This is a genomic window from Fusibacter sp. 3D3 (genome assembly GCF_001748365.1).
In the GTDB taxonomy this organism is placed as follows: domain Bacteria; phylum Bacillota; class Clostridia; order Peptostreptococcales; family Acidaminobacteraceae; genus Fusibacter_A.
In genome coordinates this window covers 146,407-168,234 of the sequence record NZ_BDHH01000008.1, presented here as the reverse complement: position 1 = coordinate 168,234, position 21,828 = coordinate 146,407, and the positions used below count along the sequence as shown (strand labels likewise).

19 protein-coding genes are annotated in these 21,828 nt (G+C 37.9%); 1 reads left to right on the top strand and 18 read right to left on the bottom strand.

All coding sequences use genetic code 11. The annotated features are described in order from the left end of the window. Window positions 1-5: 5 nt before the first annotated feature. The 12 genes from F3D3_RS11155 to F3D3_RS11100 form a co-directional block, all read right to left on the bottom strand. The gene (locus F3D3_RS11155) at window positions 6-1,667 is read right to left on the bottom strand and encodes a glutamine--tRNA ligase/YqeY domain fusion protein (RefSeq protein WP_069873935.1); all 1,662 of its coding nucleotides are present in this window, start codon (window positions 1,665-1,667) and stop codon (window positions 6-8) included. 81 nt (window positions 1,668-1,748) lie between these two features. Next, window positions 1,749-3,554 carry an HD domain-containing phosphohydrolase gene (locus tag F3D3_RS11150; RefSeq protein WP_069873933.1) on the bottom strand — a complete coding sequence of 602 codons (1,806 nt, stop codon included), beginning with the start codon at window positions 3,552-3,554 and terminating at the stop codon, window positions 1,749-1,751. A gap of 18 nt (window positions 3,555-3,572) precedes the next feature. Continuing rightward, window positions 3,573-4,721 carry an aminotransferase class V-fold PLP-dependent enzyme gene (locus tag F3D3_RS11145; protein WP_069873932.1) on the bottom strand — a complete coding sequence of 383 codons (1,149 nt, stop codon included), beginning with the start codon at window positions 4,719-4,721 and terminating at the stop codon, window positions 3,573-3,575. 11 nt (window positions 4,722-4,732) lie between these two features. Continuing rightward, window positions 4,733-5,755, bottom strand: a complete 1,023-nt coding sequence (locus F3D3_RS11140; protein WP_069873931.1) for a lysylphosphatidylglycerol synthase transmembrane domain-containing protein — start codon at window positions 5,753-5,755, stop codon at window positions 4,733-4,735. Between the two features lie 190 nt (window positions 5,756-5,945). Beyond that, the gene (phoU, locus tag F3D3_RS11135) at window positions 5,946-6,599 is read right to left on the bottom strand and encodes a phosphate signaling complex protein PhoU (RefSeq protein WP_069873929.1); all 654 of its coding nucleotides are present in this window, start codon (window positions 6,597-6,599) and stop codon (window positions 5,946-5,948) included. Window positions 6,600-6,625: 26 nt separating this feature from the next. Further along, window positions 6,626-8,788, bottom strand: a complete 2,163-nt coding sequence (locus tag F3D3_RS11130; protein ID WP_084388971.1) for a methyl-accepting chemotaxis protein — start codon at window positions 8,786-8,788, stop codon at window positions 6,626-6,628. A 49-nt stretch (window positions 8,789-8,837) separates the two neighbouring features. Continuing rightward, window positions 8,838-9,617 carry a phosphate ABC transporter ATP-binding protein PstB gene (gene pstB, locus F3D3_RS11125; protein ID WP_069873927.1) on the bottom strand — a complete coding sequence of 260 codons (780 nt, stop codon included), beginning with the start codon at window positions 9,615-9,617 and terminating at the stop codon, window positions 8,838-8,840. 25 nt (window positions 9,618-9,642) lie between these two features. After that, entirely contained in the window at window positions 9,643-10,566 is a 924-nt protein-coding gene (pstA, locus tag F3D3_RS11120) for a phosphate ABC transporter permease PstA (protein ID WP_084388970.1), read from the bottom strand. Further along, window positions 10,566-11,489, bottom strand: coding sequence for a phosphate ABC transporter permease subunit PstC (gene pstC / locus F3D3_RS11115; protein ID WP_069873926.1), 924 nt, complete (start codon window positions 11,487-11,489; stop codon window positions 10,566-10,568). The genes pstA and pstC overlap by 1 nt, the downstream gene beginning before the upstream one ends. 75 nt (window positions 11,490-11,564) lie before the next feature. After that, the gene (locus F3D3_RS11110; RefSeq protein WP_069873924.1) at window positions 11,565-12,614 is read right to left on the bottom strand and encodes a PstS family phosphate ABC transporter substrate-binding protein; all 1,050 of its coding nucleotides are present in this window, start codon (window positions 12,612-12,614) and stop codon (window positions 11,565-11,567) included. A gap of 314 nt (window positions 12,615-12,928) precedes the next feature. After that, complete coding sequence (pnpS, locus tag F3D3_RS11105; RefSeq protein ID WP_069873922.1) at window positions 12,929-14,695, bottom strand: two-component system histidine kinase PnpS; 1,767 nt, start codon at window positions 14,693-14,695, stop codon at window positions 12,929-12,931. 44 nt (window positions 14,696-14,739) lie between these two features. After that, entirely contained in the window at window positions 14,740-15,438 is a 699-nt protein-coding gene (locus F3D3_RS11100) for a response regulator transcription factor (RefSeq protein ID WP_069873921.1), read from the bottom strand. A 161-nt stretch (window positions 15,439-15,599) separates the two neighbouring features. Here F3D3_RS11100 and F3D3_RS11095 point away from each other — a divergent pair, with 161 nt between their 5' ends. Further along, window positions 15,600-16,961: an MATE family efflux transporter gene (locus tag F3D3_RS11095; RefSeq protein ID WP_069873918.1), complete on the top strand. Its 1,362-nt coding sequence runs from the start codon at window positions 15,600-15,602 to the stop codon at window positions 16,959-16,961. A gap of 9 nt (window positions 16,962-16,970) precedes the next feature. Here the strand turns inward: F3D3_RS11095 and F3D3_RS11090 are convergent, their stop codons facing one another. From F3D3_RS11090 to F3D3_RS11065, 6 genes are all read right to left on the bottom strand, one after another. Continuing rightward, window positions 16,971-17,960 (bottom strand): methyl-accepting chemotaxis protein, encoded by a 990-nt coding sequence (locus F3D3_RS11090; protein WP_069873917.1) that lies wholly within the window; start codon window positions 17,958-17,960, stop codon window positions 16,971-16,973. A 4-nt stretch (window positions 17,961-17,964) separates the two neighbouring features. Beyond that, window positions 17,965-19,098, bottom strand: a complete 1,134-nt coding sequence (locus tag F3D3_RS11085) for an FIST signal transduction protein (RefSeq protein ID WP_069873916.1) — start codon at window positions 19,096-19,098, stop codon at window positions 17,965-17,967. Between the two features lie 232 nt (window positions 19,099-19,330). Then, a complete protein-coding gene (locus F3D3_RS11080; RefSeq protein ID WP_069873914.1) occupies window positions 19,331-19,639 on the bottom strand; it encodes a hypothetical protein in 309 nt (102 codons plus the stop codon). Then, window positions 19,639-19,836, bottom strand: a complete 198-nt coding sequence (locus F3D3_RS11075; RefSeq protein WP_069873912.1) for a hypothetical protein — start codon at window positions 19,834-19,836, stop codon at window positions 19,639-19,641. The genes F3D3_RS11080 and F3D3_RS11075 overlap by 1 nt, the downstream gene beginning before the upstream one ends. 18 nt (window positions 19,837-19,854) lie before the next feature. Then, complete coding sequence (gene cobC / locus F3D3_RS11070; protein WP_069873910.1) at window positions 19,855-20,472, bottom strand: alpha-ribazole phosphatase; 618 nt, start codon at window positions 20,470-20,472, stop codon at window positions 19,855-19,857. Between the two features lie 4 nt (window positions 20,473-20,476). Then, on the bottom strand, window positions 20,477-21,799 hold the full coding sequence (locus tag F3D3_RS11065) for a DVU_1553 family AMP-dependent CoA ligase (protein WP_084388969.1): 1,323 nt from the start codon (window positions 21,797-21,799) through the stop codon (window positions 20,477-20,479). Window positions 21,800-21,828 lie beyond the last annotated feature (29 nt).

Sequence of the window (21,828 nt, the reverse complement as noted above, 5' to 3'; positions counted from 1 at the left end):
TTGCATTAGAGTTTATATGAACTTTTTAGAGAAACAACTCTGTTGAAAACAAGATGTTCAGCTGTACTCAGTTTAGAATCTGCAACGAAGTAGCCATTTCTAAGGAATTGGATATGTTCGCCTCTTTGAGTCTCACTAAAACTAGGTTCAAGCTTACAATTTTCAAGAATAGTGAGAGAGTCTGGATTTAAAACGAGTTCACTATTTTCATCATTTTCATCTGCTCTGATCACTAAATTCTCATACAATCTTACAGTTGCGTTCACAGCATGTTCAGCACAAACCCAATGAATGGTCCCTTTGACTTTTCTTTCTTCGAAGCCACTACCACTTTTGGTCTCTGGATCATACGTACAAAGTAATTCAATCACATGCCCATCTGCATCTTTAACCATTTCGTTACAAGTAATGAAATAGGCCTTTCTGAATCTAACTTCGTTGCCAACATAGAGACGGTGGTATTTTTTGGGTGGTTCTTCCATGAAATCTTCTCGTTCTACATAAAGGTGTTTTGAAAAAGGAACCTTTCTAATCCCCATGGCTTCATTATCCATATTATCGTCATCTTCAAGCCATTCGACTTGTCCTTCTGGATAATTGGTAATGGTCACTTTAAGAGGATCAAGAACTGCCATTTTACGTTTGGCTTTTAATTTTAAGTCTTCTCTGACGCAATACTCAAGAAGTGCTCTATCCACAGTGCTGTTGCTCTTTGCCACACCAATTCTTTCCGTAAAATCTCGAAGCGATTCAGGGGTGTACCCTCTTCGTCTCATGCCAGATATCGTTTCAAGTCTCGGATCATCCCAACCCTCAACCTTACCATCGTCCACTAATTTCTTTAAGTAGCGTTTGCCCAGAACAGAATCTTTAATAAAAAGCTTGGCAAATTCGATTTGTCTTGGCCTTACCACTTTATAATCTTCAAGGTTCATAAGAACCCAGTCGTATAACGGTCTATGATTTTCAAATTCGAGTGAACACAAAGAGTGTGAAATGCCCTCAATTGCATCTTCAATAGGATGTGCAAAGTCATACATCGGATAAATGCACCATGCATCGCCTGTGTTGTGATGTGTAGCTCTTGCAATACGATAAATGACAGGATCTCTCATGTTGATGTTCGGACTGCTCATGTCGATCTTAGCTCTTAAAACACGCGCACTATCAGGAAAGTCCCCCTTTTTCATTTTTTCAAAAAGACTTACATTTTCTTCAATGCTGCGATTTCGATAAGGGCTCTCCTTACCAGGTTCTGTCAACGAACCTCTGGTGTCACTAATTTCTTCTGCGGTCTGATCATCTACGAAAGCCAGTCCTTTTTCCACAAGTTCCATAGCATAATCATACATTTTGCCAAAATAATCTGAGGCATAAAAAAGATGATCCCATTCACATCCAAGCCATTTGATATCTTCCATGATTGAATTTACATATTCCACGTCTTCTTTTACAGGGTTCGTGTCATCAAATCGCAAATTGAATTCACCCCCGTATTTTTTTGCCGTTAAATAGTTTATTAAAATTGCCTTTGCATGACCCACATGTAAATAACCATTGGGTTCAGGCGGAAAGCGCGTATGGATCTTTTTAACATTTCCGTTTTCTAAATCTGCATCAATTATATTGTGAATAAAATTTGACGCCATTATGGTTTCGTCTTTCATAAGTTGCCTCCCAAAAATAATCATAGCTCTATTATACTTAAAAACCAGAAAAATGACAGCTGATTTCAGCAGAAATTTGATTTATACGTAAAAACCTGTCCAATTTTCCATTACTTTTAAAAATGCATGCACAATATTTGGATCATATCGTGTTCCAGACAAGCTCAAAATTTCATCAATTGCTTGTTCACTTGTTTTTGCCTCTCTATAGCTGCGAACATGCGTCATGGCCTCATAAGAGTCAACAACAGTAATAATTCTCGATATCAGGGGAATATCACCGCCGCTTAGACCTTGTGGATAACCCGTGCCATCATAGTTTTCATGATGTGCTAAAACATAATCTCCAATCCCTGCCAGATTAGGCGTTGCCACTAGAAGATGATAACCAATCTCAGCATGCTTCATCACTTCTTTCATTTCTTTTTGATTGAGTTTGCCACGCTTATTCAGAATCTCTTTTGGAATGGATATCATGCCTATATCATGCATGATCGCTGTTAAATCAAGTTCTTCCATAACCGTTTCACTCAAATTGAGATGAGCGCCTACTTTCTCACTGAGTATTTTGATGCGTTCTGCATGTTCAACCGTTTCAAGTGACTCTTCAGATAATTTTTGTTGTAAGGTCTGAATCAACATGGATTTAATGTGCTTAGATGTTTTGAGTTTGTTTTTATACATTTGATGATCTGCCTCTCTAAAAATACCTTCAATCCCTATATTCGATTTTTTTCGACTTGAGAAGCCAAGGGATATGTCTATTTTAAATGGAAAATTGACCACCGCATTGCATTTCGCATGGATACGATCCATTAAAGTGCCGACATTTTTACGCTCCGTTATAATGGCAAATTCATCCCCGCTGAGCCTTGCAATCACATCCTTGGGATCATAAAAAACACTTTTGAGAATTGCCGCAACTTGAATTAAAAGTTCATCTCCGAGTTTATGTCCAAAAGCATCGTTTACCATCTTGAGCCCATTGACATCGCCAATAATGATGGACACATTTTTATCTTCATCATCTCTGTAAGCGATGATCGTTTGATCAAAATACGCTCTGTTATAAAGTCCTGTCAAGGTATCATGTGATGTCAAAAAATTGATTTTTTCAGTTGCGAGCTTGCGTTCTGTGATATCCTGCCCCACAGCATGTATTTCAAAGGGTTCACCATCTTGATAGACCAACCTATAATTGAGTTCAATAAATTTTTTATGACCCTTAAGGTCTGTAATTTCCAGTTCAAAACGTGTCCCTATTTTTTCAACACACTGAGAAAACAAAGAATGTGTTCTGTAATAGAGCGCTAAAAAGTCTTCTATGACACAATTTTCAAAACTGTTGCTGATTTTAAGCGTCTCAATAAAGGTTTTATTGTAATTGGTAATCTCACCTTTCCTATTAAAGGTAAAAATAATGGCAGATGCATTATCAAAGAGTTCTTTGTATTTGGCTTCACTTTCTTTAAGTTTTTCTGAAATACGCACAGAATCATTAATATCCCTTATGATGCCTTTTTCATGAATCAATTTACCGGTGGCATCTCTCTCATGAATCACCCATTCTTCAACCCACCTGATCTCTCCATTTCTACAAACCACTCTATACTGATTCTTGAAATGATTCAAATTCTGCTCACGTACGTCATAGAGCATCTTTTTGGTTTTTTCACGATCTGCTTCATAGACAAAAGCCCAGTAGTCTTTAAGTGCACCCGTGTAAAAATCCTCTGGTTCATATCCGAATATCGAAATATTTTCGGACACAAAGTCAGTGGGAATTGCTTCTGATAAGGTCCATTTAAAAATAACCAAATTGGTCTGATTGATGATATCATATGCTTCTTGTAAATCAATTGATATTGCCCTAGGTAGATGAGCCATAAATACCTCCTTGAATTTCTATTTCAGCAATGTTTCTATTGCTAGAATCAATTGATCGATTTCATTTGTGGTATTAAAGGGGGATACACTTATTCTAAGAACACCCGATGGGTAAGTCCCTATCGTCTTATGTGCTACGGGTGCACATTGTAGCCCCACGCGTGTAATAATGCCATAGTCTTGATTAAGCGCATGTGCCATCCACGAAGCATCCTTATGACTAAATGAAAGTGCCAAGACGCCTGTTCTCTGTGTAAAAGGCACTTCATTGTGGCATGTCACCCCTTTTATAGCACTTAAACCCACCTCAAGTCTTTGAATTAAGCTTCTCTCATGGCTCTGAATAGATTCATAGCCTTTTGCCTCAAGCCACTTGAGGCTCGCTTCAAGCCCCATGAGTCCCATTAAATTTAAAGTCCCCGACTCAAATCGATCAGGCATGATCTTTGGTTGTTCATAGGATTCGGATAAGCTTCCTGTGCCACCGTAGAGGAGCGTATGCGTTTCTAGCGCCATAGCAGGTGAGATTAAAAAGCCACCTGTGCCCGTTGGTCCCATAAGCGATTTGTGTCCTGTAAAGGTGAGGCAATCTATATGTAATGCCTCCATATCAATCTTTAAGAAACCTGCGGTTTGAGCACTGTCAATCAAAAATTTAATGTTATTTTGCTTGGCCATTCTTCCTAATTTTTCGATGTTTAATATCTGCCCCGTTATGTTGGAAGCCTGTAAACTGGCAATTAATCGTGTATTGGGTCTTAGAAGTGCTTGAGTCGCTTCAAGATCCATCTCGCCATAGAGATCAAAGGGGATAAAATCAAATTCTATATTTTTAGACTTTGTAAGGGCGACTAGAGGTCTGAGCATTGCATTATGTTCATAATTAGAAATCAGCACATGATCGCCTTCCCTCAAGTAGCCGCAAAGTACAGTGTTGAGCGCTTCAGTGATGTTTTTGGTAAAGATCACATGATCGGTATGTTTAAAATTAAAAAACTGCGCTAAACGCTCTCTGAGATCATATACCAGCCTATCCACACCACGTGGAGACGAAGTGCTTCTGCCTGCATTTCCAGTGACGCACTCAAAATATTTAAGTGTTGCCGTTTGAACTGCTTTAGGTTTTGGAAACGTGGTGGCACCATTGTCTAGGTAAATTGTTTTCATGTGATATCCTTTCATTCATGTGATTGATGATGTTTCTTTCGAATCGCTAAACTTTCTTTTGCAAAGAAAACCATCCCGATTATTGTGGCCAAATACACGGTTGAGCCTCGCCACAGAAATACGATATTGACAAGGTCCGTTTCACTTACAATTTGTGAGAAAAAATAGGCGAATCCGCCCTCAGCAAATCCAGAGGCACCAGGTGTAAACCCGAAGTACATGACAAAATTCGAGAGCATCTGACCCGTAATCACTGTTAGAGGCGAAATCTTATAACCATAAAGCCTCAATATGACCACAGAAAAAGTAAACACAAATATGAAATGTAAAACGGTTACCAAAAAGCTCAAGAGCAAATGATTCTTGTCTCCACGTAGAAACAAGTCTAAATGCTTAAGAAAATCGTCTAGGCCTATAAGCAGTTTCGTTTTATTGATTTCTTTTAACGGTAACTTGCGAACGCATTTTTCAATAAAAATCATACTCTTTTTTCTGTATTTCCCCACCAACACAATAAACGCCGTCCAAAGCACATAAAAAAGAGAAACCAAGGGCAACCACTTAATCGATTGAATATTCAACGTGCTCAACAATTCTGGATTAAAATAGACCACTATAGGAAGTGAAACGAAGAAAAAAGTAGAGGCTAGGATTGCTCTGATAGAAGTGGCTGCTGCCGCCTCTGAAATCGGAATACCGCGCTCTTTAAGGAAGTAAATTTGAGCGATACTGCCTCCTGCTAGGAAAGGCGTCACATTGCTGACAAAAGTGCCAATAATCGCTTGTTTTACAACGAATCTATAGGGTAAATTGATTTTAAACGTTTTTAGAATCACGTAGAACCGATAGCCATCTAACAGTATATAAATTGCCGTCATTGATCCTAAAATAAGATACCAATAATAAGGGACCTCTTGAAGATTGATCTCATGTTTTAAAAATTTGCTAATGCCAAGAACGGATCCGATTGAAATCAAAATAAAGACGATCATCAAAAGAAGATATTTTTTTATAGAAATATTGTTTTTTGTCAAATAAAATCACCTTCTGCATCTGATTAAATAAAGTAGGTCCAATTCACTATAGGGATGAGATTATTATATCACATGTTTCAAGAACAATTTCAAAAAAAAGACGATCTGCCTCATGATTAAAAATCACTTTGGCAATCGTCTTATTATTGAATTTCATCTCAATGTCAACGCCACGAATCTCTGTGTCTGATCACTCATTGATATCAAAATGTTTGCCTTCAACGCCATAGATAACCCATTCTGCAATATTGGTTGCATGGTCTGCCATTCTTTCAAAGTATTTAGCAATCATCATGAAGTCCATACATTGTCTGACTTCTTTTGGATTTTCTTTCATGATATTTTCAAGATCAGCAAAGATCATATCGTAATAATCATCTACGATATCATCATCTGCACAAATAAGCTTCCCTTTTTCAACATCTTCATCAATGTAACAATCAATCGTCATCTTGACCATGTTTTTCACTTGCTTTGCCATATTGGGAAGATCAATTAAAGGTTTCACGTAAGTCTTTCCAGCGAGATCCAGCGTTAACTTTGAAATATCTTGACAGTGATCCGCAATGCGCTCAAGATCCGTAACGATCTTTAAGATTGACATTAACTTTCTCAAATCTGTGGCAACGGGTTGACGCCTTGCGATGACATTGATACATTTGCTTTCGATCTCAAGTTCCATCCGGTCAAAGCGATCATCGCCTTCAACGATTCTCTGTGCCAATTCAACATCGTGGTCCACCAGTGCATTAATTGTTTCATCAATTGTTTTTTCAATTAATGTGCCCATTTTTATGATATCCACATGAATGGACTTAAGTTCATTATCTAACATGACTCTCATTTATATTCTCCTTGTGATTTGCTTTTCTATAATTTGAAAATTTGAATCGTGCCATCCATCTTTTCAGCAAGTGCACTCAGTCTTTCACAGGCATTAAAAATATCGCTTATAACTTGACTTTGCTCTTCCACCGATGCCACAACTTCCTCAGTACTGGCAGAATTTTCTTCACTTACTGCAGACAGGGATTGGATCATCTCTTCGACCTCAAATCGTGCATTTTCAATATTTATCCTTGAATTTTCAAGCAAACCGAGTTTTTTCTCAATATTTTTAATAGCCTTTGCAATTTCATTATATTTTTTTCTTGTGACCTCAACACTACCTATTTGAGCTTCTGAAATGGAAATTAACGCTTCAACCGTGGTCATTATGTTCTGATTATCCTTTGTGAGGTCATCGATAATCGTATTGATGATACCTGTAGACGCTTTGGATTGTTCTGCTAAAAGCCTGATTTCATCGGCCACCACTGAAAATCCTCTTCCGTGTTGCCCAGCTCTGGCTGCTTCAATTGAAGCATTGAGTGCCAATAGGTTTGTCTGGTCAGCGATAGACCGGATCATCGTACTCGCTTTTTCAATTTTTTTAGAATCCTCAGCGGATTTGATAATACTTCTATGCACTTCTTTATTGGCTTTAGTTGAAGACGCGTTGATCAAGGTCAACTGCTTTATAATTTCTAGACCTTGATCTGCTAAGGCATCTACGTCAATAATAGCATTAGAAATGTCTTTTACTTCTCTTTGATCCTGTTTTAAAATCTCACTCAGTTCTTCTGTCTTCGCAAAACTTTGAAGCGCATGCTTCGCTTGAACACCAGAGCCTAAAGCGATTTCTTGTACAGCAATGGTCACTTCTTCTGTTACCCCCAGTGAAATCGAAGCATTATCATTTAAATTTTTAGCTGCACCTGATACTTGTTTAGAAGAATGATCTACCTCTTTTATGATCTCTTTAAAGTTCGAAACAATCTTTGTAATAGCCCTTTTTAGGTCGCTCATTTCATCTTTATAGTCCATCTTTTCAGCATCAAGGTCCATGCTCAAATCATACTCAGCAATTTTGTGCGTTAAGTCGATGATTTGATAAATCGGCTTTCTTATCGTATTGGCAATCATTATGGCAAGTAGTATACAAAATAAAATAATCACAGCAGATACTCGGAACAAATGCGTTCTGACATTTGCGATTTTACTTAGAGCCTCTTCCTCTGGAACTTCTGTGACAAAACCGACCATCCAATCGCCAATCTGGGTCACAGACAAAGTCCCAATAACGATTTTACCTGCCATGTTTTTGTAATTCAAAGTTTCATTAAAATTCAAATTTTTATCGTTGATGGCCGTTTTTAATACAGCTACGCCTTGCGTTTCAATTGAATTTTCTAGTGATTTTTGTCCATCCTGAATCGCATCCGAGAGTAAAAGTCCTGTTTCATCCACTAAATAGGCATCTGAGGATAAGCCCATTTTTTCAACACCACTTTTTACAATCTCGTTTATGGCACCTTGATTGAGTACGATGTTAAGAGTCCCGATAGCTTCTGAAGAGCGGTTATTATAATTGTAGATGGGAGTCGATAAAACCATGATGTTATCATCAATAAAAGTGTTTCTAAAAATATGAGACCAATTTTGAACGCCCGCTAAGGCTTTTTCACAGTAATCACCTGCCACAACTAAAGGCGCCATATCCAATTTTTCATAATTGATGGAATAAACCACTTCATTATATTGATTGGTTAGAAAGATATCTGTATAAGCATATTGCTCAAGTGCCGTTTGCAAGATATGCTCAAAATCATTTTCAATGATTCCCTTTTCATCTGGTGTGACATTAAAAGTATTTAATTGCTCTATCCCGTCACGTACAATTTTGGATTCTGCAAGAAGTCTAGAATCCCCTTCTCGACTTGAAAAATAAGCTTGAATACGCTCTTGCGATAAATTGGTGAAAAGTTGATTTTGCTTATAAATTTCAGACTTGATTTCCGAACTGGCTTTATCGACGCTAATCATGCCCAGTACTCCTAAAGGCACTAAACTTGTGAGTAGAACCATAATGAGCAATTTAGTCTGTATTTTTAGATGTGTAAAATTAGCCCCTTTACCTTTTTCAAAGATTGATGTTATGCTTCTATGCTTTGTGCTCAGTTTAATCTTGTGAGGCTTCATCTCCACGAACATGCGATTTCTCCTATCAATATTTTTTTAAATAATTGATATTCACAACTGATCAACCAAATCTGCCTGTGATGTAATCTTCTGTACGCTTATCTCTAGGATTTGAAAAGATAATTTCGGTACCATCGTATTCAATTAATTCTCCCATTAGGAAAAAAGCTGTTTTATCTGAAATACGCCCTGCTTGTTGCATGGAGTGCGTAACAATGGCGATGGTATACTCTGATTTAAGGCGGTTGATAAGTTCTTCAATCTTTGCAGTTGCGATTGGATCAAGTGCCGATGTGGGCTCATCCATGAGGATGACATCGGGTTGAACTGCAAGGCATCTTGCAATACACAATCTCTGTTGCTGACCGCCAGAAAGACCATATGCATTATCGTGAAGCCGATCCTTAACTTCAGTCCAAAGTGCGGCACTTTTAAGACTCGTTTCACAAATTTCCATGAGCACTTGTTTATCCTTGATGCCATGAATTTTAGGCCCATAAACGACGTTTTCAAAGATAGACTTTGGAAAGGGATTCGGCTTCTGGAAAACCATCCCTACAGTAGTTCTAAGTTCTTCCACTCTTACGGATTTGTCAAAGATATTCTTGCCGTGATATAGGATTTCTCCAGATGTTTTTACGATGGGTATGTTTTCAATCATTCGATTTAAAGTTTTGATAAAAGTGGATTTGCCACAACCAGAAGGCCCAATAATAGCTGTTACTTCGTTCTTGTTAATCTTCATGTTGATGTCATTCAGCGCTTGATCGCTCCCATACCAAAGGTTTAAGCCCTGTACATCATACACATACTCTTCCGATGTTATGATTTGTTTTGACAATTTAGTATCCTCCATAAAATCTACGTTAAAATCCACGCTGATATTTGTTTCTAATAAAAATAGCAACTGAGTTCATGAGAAATAAAGTGACTAATAAAACAACAATTGTTGCCGCTGCAAGATTTGCATATTCTGGTGTTAAAACGGTGTCTAGGGTCCAATAATATATTTGAATAGGCAACGTCGTAAAATCGTCCATAAACGATTTTGGCACTCTCATAATAAGCGTTGGAATACCTAGCACTACAAGCGGTGCTGTCTCGCCAATTGCCCTTGAAATCGCCAGAATTGCACCTGTTAAAATACCTGGAAGTGCCACTGGTAAAACGACCTTTTTGATCGTCGTCCACTTATCAGCACCCATACCATTCGACGCTTCTCTTAAAAAGCCTGGGACCGCTTTAATGGCTTCTTGACTAGATACCACCACGATTGGCAAAACTAAAAGGGATAAAGTGAGTCCTCCAGCGAGTATGCTTGAACCCAGATTGAAGAATCTCCCAAACAATGATAGGCCTAGTAATCCAAATATAACGGAAGGCACACTTGCAAGATTGGATAAATTGACCTTGATAAAACCTGAAATCTTACCTTGTGTGGCATATTCTTCAAGATAAATAGCTGTGGAGACTCCGATCACAAGGGTCACTGGAATGACCACACAAATCAACCCAACAGTGCCAATAATCGCACCAAAAATACCTGCTTTTTCTGGAGAAATGGAAAGTTTACCTGTTAAAAACTGCAAATCAATCCAACCGATACTCTGTACACCAATTCTATAGAGCAACAAGCCCAGTACGATTAAAGCAAAGATCATAGACGAGAAAAAAGCCTTTTTTGCAATATTATTGAGTAAAATTCGGTGATCAATTCTCTTTTTGTTGATATCTATCTTATACGCTTTATCCGCTTCTTTTGAGGTTAATTCAATTTCGTAATTCATCATTAGTATTCCTCCCTAAACTTTTTAGAGATATATTGTGCGATCAGATTTAGAACCAAAGTAAACAAGAAAAGCATCAACCCTACTGCATACAAGCTATAATAGCCTGTAGTCCCACTCCCCGCATCACCACTTGTAAACTCTACAATATAACCTGTCATAGTTTGCATGGATTGTGTGATATCAAAGGTGAAATTCTTAGAACTACCGCTTGCAATGGTCACAATCATGGTTTCACCAATCGCTCTGGATATTGCAAGTACAAACGAAGCCATAATCCCCGAAATTGCGGCAGGAATAACGACCTTTAAAGTCACTTCCAGTTTAGTGGATCCAAGGCCATAAGCGCCTTCTCTCATGGCCTCTGGAACTGATTTCATCGCATCTTCCGACAGCGATGTCACAAGTGGTAATATCATAATGCCCATGACAATGCCAGGACTAAGCGCATTTTTAGCTTCAAGTGTTGGAATGATTTTCATGAGTAATGGCGTCACAAATGAGTAGGCGAAAAAGCCATATACAATTGTGGGGACACCTGCTAAAAGCTCCATCATCGGTTTTAATACGCGCCTCACTTTATCAGAAGCAAATTCACTGAGATACATAGCGGCTGTAAGCCCTAGTGGCACCGCTACTGCCATTGCAATAAGTGATGTTAGCAAAGTCCCGTTGATCAATGGCAAAATGCCAAAATGCGGTTCTGGACTAAGCGGCGCAAGATTTGTACTGAAAAAGTCAGAAAACGGTACCTTTTGAAAAAATTTATAAGCATCTGTAAAAAGCGTCAAAACAATGCCAATGGTTGTTATTACGGACACTGATGCACATACTAAAAAGAAAATAGGCATTGCCTTATCTGTTGTCCGCTTTTTCTTTGCAAAATTGTTCTTAATGATGGCCCTGACATTCGTTTTTTGTTCCAAGTGGCTCACTCCTCCATAACCTATTTTAAGATGAGGAGTATATCCCCCTCATCTTAATATGACCTACTCTTTTATTTATTTAAGTGCTTCAAGTTGTTTTGCGTAGCCTTCATAAACACTTGCTGGCATTGGTGCAAAACCGTTTTCACCTGCTAATCTTGCTGCGCCTTCTGGCGATACAACATATTTAGCATAATCAAGAACTTGTGGTTTTTCTAAAGCGTACTTCACATTGAGATATGTGAATACAGGTCTTGTAAAACCAGCATAAGCTAATTCTTCACCAATTGTATCCAGTGTCGGTTCCACAGGACCATTACCAAAATCTACTTTTACTGCTGTTAACTTATCTTTATTGCTGTCATAATAACCATAACCGAAAAACGCAATTGCATTTTTATCTTTAGATACCAAGTCTACTAGAGTTGAATACTCTTGCTGTAAATTTGCAGTCGTTACCATTGGTTGCTCATCTAAGATTTTTTCGAAGAAAAACTCATAAGTACCGTGGTTTTCATTCGGTCCATAAAATTTGATTTCTTCTGCTGGCCATTCAGCTCTGATATCCGACCATAATACTTTATCGTCTTCTTTGAATTTGCCCGCTAAATACATATTGACAATTTCATCTTTGGTCATTTCCGTTGCCCATGTGTTGTCTTTGTTGATGACCATGGTTAAGCCATCATATGCCAATTTAAATTCAAATACGTCTTTGCCGTACTCATAACCTTTTTCTTTTAAGCCTTCAATTTCTGCATCTTTAATAGCCCTTGATGCATCCGAAAAATCTATTTCTCCTGGAATGAATTTCTTAAATCCTGCGCTTGAACCTGCACGACCCACTTGTACGCTGACATCTGGTTGAACATTTACCATATACTCTTCTGCAATATTTGCCATCAAAGGATAAACTGTGCCAGAACCATCAACAATAACTTGTCCTTCAAGTTTGCTCACTTCTTCAGCTGGTGCTGGTGCAGCTGGTGCTGGTGCTGCTGCAGCTGGTGCTGGTGTTGGTGCTGCTGCTGCTGGTGTTGGTTCTGTTTTTGAACCACAAGCTGTCATTGTGAACATTAACGTAAATACAAGCATTAATACGCCTAAAACCTTTAAATTCTTCATTATAATACTTCCTCCAAATAGATTGTTTATTTTGTTGTTTAATGATCAACCTCAAATACACTTTAACACCCCTTTGTTATAAACAAATAAATCTAATGTAAAATGGATGTAAAGTGGCTTTGGTATTAAATCCGATTTACCCGAGCACACGCCCTAATAAGTAGCAAAACCAGGGTGCAAGAACGGAGATTTAAAACAGAAAGAGCTGTCTCAAATGATTTTTCAATCATTTGAGACAGCTCCCTTTTTTTCCGTTCTATCCTTTTCGCAAAGCTAGGCTCTTTTCTAGACTCAGCTTTGCTTTAAGCTTCACTTTATTTATTCAGTTTTTCCATGATGCTTTTGTTTGGCAGTAGAATTTCAAAAGTGGTGCCCTGTCCGGGGGTACTTTCCACAGAAATCTTGCCCTTATATAGTAGGACGATGTGCTTCACAATGGAAAGACCGAGACCAGTCCCGCCTTGTGAGCGACTTCTGCCTTTATCCACTCTATAAAAACGTTCGAACAATCGCTCCTTATGCACTTCCGAAAAACCGATTCCAGTATCCTTGACCAAGATTTGAATCCAGGGATTCTTCTCTACAATTGTGACTTGTACTTGGCCTTTCTCCGTATACTTTACAGCATTGTCAATGAGATTGATAAACATTTGCTTGATGCGATCTCTGTTTGCAGAAATGATATAGTCCCTTTCAACACTAAATTTTAAAGCGATGTTTTTTTCATCTGCTTTTGACTTAAGCATTTCAAAGACTTCTTCCAAAACCGCTTTAAGATTGGCTTCTAAATATTCACTGTCCCGATCCATGCTTTCAATTTCAGAGAGTAGTAAAATATCTGTAATCAATCGATGCAACCTATCCGATTCAATTTCTATGATATCTAAAAACCGCATCGCAGTATCATGATCATTTATTGCGCCTTGTTTAAGCGTGTCCACAAATCCCTTAATCGAAGTAAGTGGTGTTTTAAGCTCATGTGAGACATTGGATACAAAATCACTTCTCATTTGCTCAAGTTTCCGAATTTGTGTCACATCTTGGATCACCACGATACTGCCGATATTTTCATCGTTCGCAGTTCTGATCGGATTGATATAAATTCTGAGAATCTTGTCCAGATGCACATATTGTATCTCTTTTATCTGAGATACGCCTTGATTTATTGAAATTTCAACCATCTCTGCAATTTCATCATTTCGGATGATCTTGTACATGGATTCATTTTCCACAACATAATCTTCTGGTAAATTTAAAATTTCAAAGCTGATTTTATTGATCATTAAGATATTTCTATTCTTGTCTATGGCTATAATCCCGTTGATCATACTGTTGAGTATGGATTCCAGTTCGCTATTTCTACTGGTGATCTCGTTGATGGATCTTTCAAGATTTTTACTCATCAGATTAAAAGAATCCGTCAAAAGCCCAATTTGGTCCTTGGACTGATTGTAAATTTTTTTGCCATATTCTCCATTTGATATCAAATTTGACATTTCTGTCAATTGATAGAGAGACTTTGTGATCCTTCTCGTAATTATGAAAGAGATCAAAATAGCCATCAATGCGGTAAAAATAATGACCAACATAGAATAACTTCTGATCGCTTTCGTAATGGCATCAATATCAACAAGAGGCTCGGAGATTCGTATGAAGTAATTCACCCCTTCGATTGTGGTTTTCTTTGCGACATATAGAGAATCCGTATTAAGCGTATTGCTAAACCGCTTTGCGGTTTCGGGTTGACCCGTTTTATTGGTTTCAATAATTTCTGCTCGGTTCAAATGATTGTTCATCAATTCAGGAACTTCATCTGAATCTGCCAGAACCACACCTTCACTGTTTATAATCGTCACTCTGGCATTGATGCTTTGTTTGATTTCTTCACAAAAGCCTTGAAAGTCGAACGCCTCATGATAAGATACTTTTAATAAGTTTTCTGTCAATCTGACTTCATTCGTCAGATTGGTTTCATGTTGGATAAGCATTGCACTTATCAGAGAATTGTTTGTAATCATCACAAAAGACAGCGTCAACACTGTGATGATGATAATAAAAGTTCCCAAAATCTTTTTTCTCATTTAATACTCCTTATATTCACGAGGGTAAAGATTGCTCAGTGTCATTAAGGTTTGAATTTGTACCCGATACCCCTTACGGTTATAATGAGTTCCGGATTTTTATCATCTTCTTCAACCTTTTTGCGCAGTTGTCTGATATGAACATCCACTGTTCTGGTTTCCCCTACATAATCATAACCCCATATGGATTCAAGCAGTTCTTCTCTCGTATATACACGGCCTGGTGATTTCATTAATTTTTCGAGCAGTTCAAATTCTTTAAGCGTCAAGATGAGTTCAACACTGTCTTTAAAAATCTGATGTGTTTCCGTATTGATCGAAAGCCCTTCTTTATTGATCAATATATTCGAACTCGTAGGGAGCTCTCTGAGTTCAGCTCTCCTGAGCACTGCTTTTACCCTTGAAATAAGTTCTCGCGTTCTGAAAGGTTTTCCGATGTAATCGTCCGCACCCATTTCAAGTCCAATAACAGCATCAATTTCCTCGTTTTTAGCTGTTAGCATGATCACAGGTAATCTGGAATGTTCGGATTGTCTTATTTTACGAAGCACTTCTATCCCATCCATTCCCGGTAACATCAAATCTAAAACAACGCCTTCAAGGGTTTGACTTTCTATGATTGTCATTGCTTCTTCGCCCGATTCCGCTTGGACAACCTCATAGCCATTGCCTTCTAAATTATACCTTAACAGTTCTAAAATATGAATTTCATCATCTACTATCAAAATCTTATTCTTTTTCATCCAATCACCTCTATATAATATTTTCCACTCCTACATGAATTCATTATACAACACCATTGTATAATAGAACTTAAAATAAACACAAGGAAATTTATTATGCTTTATCTTCTGTCGAACAAATTGTATAATATCTTTAGGGTTACGAAAATTCAGGAGGCAGTATGATTTCACTCGGCTATAATAAGAATATCACCTTTTATAAAATGCTCTTTGGTATTGCAATTCCAATTGTTTTACAACAGATGATCTCCGCTTCGCTCAATCTAGTGGATAATGTGATGATCGGACAATTAGGGGCTTCCAATATCGCGGCAGTCGGTCTTGCCAATCAAGTTTTTTTCTTAATGACGCTCATCTTATTTGGTACCTATAGTGGTGTCAGTATCTATATTGCACAATACTGGGGCAATCAAGAACTTGATAAAATCAAGAACGTAATGGTGATCGGCATCACATTTGGGACATTGGTTTCAAGTGTTTTTTTTGGGCTGTCTTTTTTCAAATCAACGGGCATCTTAGATTTATTCTCAAATGATCCTGCGGTTATTACCCTCGGTTCAAAATACCTTAAAATTGTAAGCCTAAGCTATATTTTAACCGCACTGAGTTTTGCATATGGTTTTTCTTCAAGGAGCATTGGCAGAGCAAGATTACCCATGTATGCAAGTGCCATCTCATTAATCCTCAACACCGTATTAAACTATGCGCTCATCTTCGGGCATTTCGGGTTTAAAGCATATGGTATTGAAGGTGCGGCGACTGCAACGTTAATTGCCAGAGTTGTGGAACTCAGCATTATATTATACAGCATTTACTCAAGTTCTCCCGTACTCGCTGTGAAAATAAAGGACTTCTTCAACGTCAAATTGACCACTGTTAAGCAGGTTTTCAAAACAGCTTTTCCTGTGATTTTAAACGAAACTTTTTGGGCACTAGGCATGACCACTTATGCCTATGTCTATGCGCATATCGGCACAGATGCCATGGCTTCTGTACAAATCTCCAATATTATTAACAGTCTTTTTATGGTGGCAAGCTTTGGTCTTGGCAACGCTTCAGCTGTGATGCTCGGCAATCTCTTAGGTGCCAACAAAATAGAGGATGCCATTGAATACAACCATAAATTTTTAGCCCTTGCTGCCCTATTTGGTGTTCTTATTGGTTTTCTAATCGTACTGCTTGCACCTATTATGATTCAAACTTTTTTTAAGTTAACACCTGAAGTGAGCCAAATCACCATTAACACCATGCGCGTTATGGCACTCTTTATGCCGTTTAAATTCTATAGTACGATCATCATTATTGGTACCTTTAGAAGTGGAGGCGATACGATTTTCTCTATGCTGCTAGAAGTCGGTTGTGTTTGGCTGATAGGCGTGCCACTCGCCTTTATTGGCGGGTTTGTTCTAAAGCATCCCGTCTATATCGTCGTTGCTATGGTTTCACTTGAAGAAGTCACCAAGGTAATCTTGGGGACGCCGCGTGTAATTTCTAAGAAGTGGGCTAAGAGGATCGTGATGTAAAAGAAAAGACTATAAATCCATTTTTTCTAAAAGTGCTTTGGACTGCTCAATGTATGAAATAATATCCCCAAAGATATAAGTTTTTTCCTCTGTTTCGTTCATCAGTTTCTTCATCGTGATCTCATCAGCTCTTATATAATCGCTGATTGCCATCACTTCTTTTGTGATATTTTCAATGCTAAGTGTATTGTGGCTCACCGTCACATTGACTTCGTTTACGTTTCTTGACAAGTTTTCTTGCAAACCTAAAATTTCATCAAGTACTTTTTTGGTTTTTTGAGTCAGTGCTTTGCCTGTAAGAACTTCTTTTTTCGCCAAATCGTTTTTTGCACCCAATGTATTCATGGCATTTTGAATGCGCATGATATTCGACTCAATTTCAGAGGATGCCTTTTCTGTTTCTTCCGATAGTTTTCGGACTTCGCCTGCAACAACCGCAAAGCCCTTGCCCTGTTCGCCTGCCCTTGCTGCTTCAATAGAGGCATTTAAGGCCAATAGGTTGGTTTGGCTTGAAATGTTTTTGATACTATTTGTAAATTCTTGAATTTTAGTATAGTAAACCTTGAGTTCTCCAAACGCTTCATTAAATTCTCCGAATATTTTAATAATGACATCCACCTGTTCAGACAACGCATTAATATCTTGATCCCCTTTTGAAGTTTCCTGGGTTGTGAGGTTAATGCCGTCAATAACTTGACGCATTTGATCTTTTTCAATTTCAAAATTACTTTTCAAGTGAATCATATTCTGCCCCATCTTCTCCACACTGTCATTATTGCCCACAATGGAATGAAGCATGTCATCAAATTGCTTCGTAATGTCCCCCTCATTGCTCAACACTTGCTCTACGCGCTGATTTAGCAATTGATTGACGAAAATAAGTGTGCTGTGCACTTTCATAAAAGTTGCTCTGTCCACTAAAATCTTACTTGAATCTTTGACCTCATTGCTTGCACCAACAGATTCACTGTACTGATTTTTTTTAAACCATTTCCCCATAAACTCACTCCCCTAAAGTTAATACCACCATTGTTTGGTTGAGATGTGTACTGTCTAATTGTTCCCCATAACTCGAAAAACCTGTCACAGGTCCAAGTTCGCAAAGTGGTCCAATGATTTGTTTGCCTATATTTTCTTTATCAAATTGAAGACGCCTGAGGATGCAATTAAAAACGAGCAGGCCTTTAATGTTGCGTACATTTTCCTTGATGACTCTTTTGGTTTCTTGGATAACCTCTAAAGGATTATTGGGTTCCAATATTTCGAGAACTGAATTGGTGAGCACTCTACAATAAAATTCGATGGATTGATCCGGATTGATGTTAAAAGGCGATGTAATCCATATTTTTTCATCAAGTCTTCGCCCTAGCGGATTTTTTGCAAAATACTGACTGAGTTGATCTGCTCTTATGTTCAACTTCTCCGCATAACACTTGGCTGCTGGTTTATTGTCAAACTCATAGACGGTTCTCTTAGCAACGTCTGCTTTTGTAACCACCATTTGTTTGCCCATGGGCTTGAATATGTTTTCTTTGTAAATGAAAAATGGATGCCCTGTTTTAATAAATGAGATCAGTGCCGCATTACTATACACAACACCATTTAAAGCTATTTTTGTCTCTTTAAAGTCTAAGCCATCCCCTGCTGATGCGCCTATGAGCGGTAAATTATTATCTCCTAAAACGCCATTGATGACCGATAATGCTTTTTCTTCCCCTGCTGATAAGCCATCCATAAGTGTAATGCCAAATAGATTTTTTTGCTTGGCTACCGTCTTTGGATCCACTTTTAATAATTTTAAGGCTTCGTTGATCCGATCATGATATAGAATTGGATATTCTGAAATATTTTCAAGCATAATAGAAGCCACATGAAAATCATCTGATGCAATCGATAAACTGACTAAGGAATGCTCGGTTAAACACTGATTAGAAATTTCACCTGCCGTGGTACAGCCCACTACATCATGTTCTGGAAAGTAAGCCTTAAAAACGCTCGCAATTTCATCAAAGTCATATTGATTTGAAGCAAAAAACATGACATATTTTACATTGGATTGCTTAATTTGCTCATAATTTTCCTTTATCGCTTCGATCGTTGTCTTTTTCGAACTAAAGCCTTGTAAAATTTTCAACATAAAACGCTCCTGTGTTGCTTATTTTTTTTACACCACCATCTAATTGTTAACTTTACGTAATATTTATTATATCACCTTGTTCACTTCAGCACTACTGTTAAATCCTAAAGCTTTCATTTTAATCATTTCAATAAAAAAACGACTCAATATCAATCTTTCATATCCAGTCGTTTTCAGGGTCTATAATTTAATATATTGTCATAAATACGCGTCTGACATTTGATCGAAAACTTTATAACACATACTCAGGATGATCCTGTTCTGAATGATCATGTTCTGAATGATCATGATGCGAGTAATCTGGTCCCTTCCCCATAAAATTCATCATTTTTTCGATTGCAACATCCGAAAGAAATACGATTTCACTTTTTTGCCCTCTTGAATCTTCGCCACACAAAATGATTCCATTGTCATTTTCTTTATAAAATAGCGGCACCTCTCTCTTATAGACTTTGCCAGTCTTGACATCGGTGACTTCAATTGTCACCACTTCTGCTTCAATCTTTTCTGGTAAAAGTTCTTGCTCTATTTGCTTTTCCATTAAGCTTCCTCCTCTTTTTTAGAGGGTGTCTGATCTAAGATCATCCTTGCACCCATACCACACTTTGGACAACAGCGACCTTCATTTGAATCCTCGCATGAAATACAATACGCCGTAAAACATCGAACACACTTGTAAAGCACTTGATTGAGAATCTCATTGCCACATCTTTGACACTTATTTGTATTATTTTCCATTGCTACACCTCCATAATTTCATTCTCTAATTTCCTCTAATAGCATATTCAGCGTTTTCAGTCTCAAATCACTTATTTTACCTTGTATGATGTTAATGCCACCATAATTTTGACTGATTTTGAACATATTTTTCATCTGAATATTTAGGAGATTGCAAAGGATCATCCTATTAACCCCTGCATGACCAACAATGACAACCGATTTATTGTCCTGCCTTATGATTTTTTCAAAGATTGGTAAAACCCTTTTACTTAAATCAATGAAGCTCTCGCCTTCTGGAGGTCTAAAATAACCAATATCTTGCCCCCTTGCCTGAAACGCTTCTGGATAACATCTTGCAATTTCAGCAAATGTCTCGCCTTCCCACTGGCCTAAATTGATTTCTTTAAATGCAGTGATTACCTGTACATGAAGTTCATTTTGAAGGCCTATTTCTTTGGCGGTATCATAGGATCTCATGAGATCACTACAATAAATTGCCTCGATATCTTTATCCTTGAAAAACTGACCAAGTGCTTTTGCCTGAATAACCCCATCTTCACTTAGAGGTAAATCCGTTTGTCCAATAAAGCGACGTTGTCCGTCTACAAGCGTAGGTCTACAGTGACGAATCAAATATAGGGTCTTCTTTGACATGTCTTCACTCCTCTATTTTTCTTTTTGCTGGGTGAGGACAGTAGTCTGTTTTTACGATTATTGAATCCACACCAATACTTAATTTATTTTGTTTTAATGCCCTTTTTATGGTCTCAATGCCTTTTAAACGCTCTATAATGAATTGCTCATCAACGGCGTCTGACAAATAATAAAGCTGTAAACAAAGCGTGTCTTGTACCTTATTTCTTTTAAATTGTATTTTGTAGTCTACTAGCGATTTTATATCGAGTAGAACATCATCTACTTCCCCTTTAGTAAGATAGTCGCCCCCATAGAGCTGAATGCGCCCATTCAGACGTGTTTTAATCACATCTAACCGTTTTAATACAGAGCCACAGCCACAGGGCTCTGAGATCATACGAGATTGATCACCCGTCCTATAGCGTATTAGAGGCATCCCTTCTCTTTTTAAAGTCGTTATCACGACTTCACCAGTCTCACCCACTGGCAAGCAGTTACCCGAAATAGGATCCATTATTTCTATATAAAAATCAGATTCATATAAATGATAGCCCTCATGACACCTACATTCTATGCCCCCGCCAAATCCTGATTCAGTCATGCCATAATATCTAAAGACTTCACAATGCCAATATTGCTCTATAAATTTTACGGCTGTTTGAGAAACAAAGTCCGTACTCAAAAGCATTTTTTTAACCGTTATGATGCCTTTATTCATAAATACACCATATTTCACAAGCGCAAGGACTTGAAATGGAATCCCCACGATCACATCTGGCTCAAGCTCTTCAATCACCTTGAAAGTCTCTTGCAAATCTTTAACCACACCCTGTAATATAGGCGTTTTACCCCCTAATTTAAGCGCATTACCTAAAAGTTTACCGATGCTCCCCTCTCTTTCACAAGGCAATAATATAAGGACTTTATCGCCTACATTCGTAAAAGTATCCATGCCTACTCTAAAATAATCAATAGTTCGCTTTTGATCATGCTCAGTAAAATAGAGCCGTTTGGGGGTCCCTGTTGTTCCAGAGGTCTCTAAGGTCACCACGCGTTTGATGTCATCTTGAGAACAACAAAGCATTTCTAAACCTCTCAATTTTATGTCCTCAGCTGTTGTAAAGGGCACAGATTGCCAGTCTCTTTGCACTATCTCTGGTGTGATCTCTAGCGATATCCCCATATGTGTTCTATAAAAAACACTTTTAGAGGTTGCAAAAGACAATATTTGCGATCGTAATTCTTTTTGATTTTTCGAAATAGCATCCGAAAATTCGTGAAGATTTGAGCCCATTTCTTCTGCCACCCATAAATCTAAAACAGATTTTACTGTACTTTCAAACACCACACGCCCTCCCAACTTTACATATTCTG

Coding starts and splice junctions, on each gene's coding strand:
- F3D3_RS11155 (WP_069873935.1), bottom strand. CDS start 1,667: ATGAAAGACGAAACCATAATGGCGTCAAATTTTATTCACAATATAATT.
- F3D3_RS11150 (WP_069873933.1), bottom strand. CDS start 3,554: ATGGCTCATCTACCTAGGGCAATATCAATTGATTTACAAGAAGCATAT.
- F3D3_RS11145 (WP_069873932.1), bottom strand. CDS start 4,721: ATGAAAACAATTTACCTAGACAATGGTGCCACCACGTTTCCAAAACCT.
- phoU (WP_069873929.1), bottom strand. CDS start 6,599: ATGAGAGTCATGTTAGATAATGAACTTAAGTCCATTCATGTGGATATC.
- F3D3_RS11130 (WP_084388971.1), bottom strand. CDS start 8,788: ATGTTCGTGGAGATGAAGCCTCACAAGATTAAACTGAGCACAAAGCAT.
- pstA (WP_084388970.1), bottom strand. CDS start 10,566: ATGATGAATTACGAAATTGAATTAACCTCAAAAGAAGCGGATAAAGCG.
- F3D3_RS11110 (WP_069873924.1), bottom strand. CDS start 12,614: ATGAAGAATTTAAAGGTTTTAGGCGTATTAATGCTTGTATTTACGTTA.
- pnpS (WP_069873922.1), bottom strand. CDS start 14,695: ATGAGAAAAAAGATTTTGGGAACTTTTATTATCATCATCACAGTGTTG.
- F3D3_RS11100 (WP_069873921.1), bottom strand. CDS start 15,438: ATGAAAAAGAATAAGATTTTGATAGTAGATGATGAAATTCATATTTTA.
- F3D3_RS11095 (WP_069873918.1), top strand. CDS start 15,600: ATGATTTCACTCGGCTATAATAAGAATATCACCTTTTATAAAATGCTC.
- F3D3_RS11090 (WP_069873917.1), bottom strand. CDS start 17,960: ATGGGGAAATGGTTTAAAAAAAATCAGTACAGTGAATCTGTTGGTGCA.
- F3D3_RS11085 (WP_069873916.1), bottom strand. CDS start 19,098: ATGTTGAAAATTTTACAAGGCTTTAGTTCGAAAAAGACAACGATCGAA.
- F3D3_RS11080 (WP_069873914.1), bottom strand. CDS start 19,639: ATGGAAAAGCAAATAGAGCAAGAACTTTTACCAGAAAAGATTGAAGCA.
- F3D3_RS11075 (WP_069873912.1), bottom strand. CDS start 19,836: ATGGAAAATAATACAAATAAGTGTCAAAGATGTGGCAATGAGATTCTC.
- cobC (WP_069873910.1), bottom strand. CDS start 20,472: ATGTCAAAGAAGACCCTATATTTGATTCGTCACTGTAGACCTACGCTT.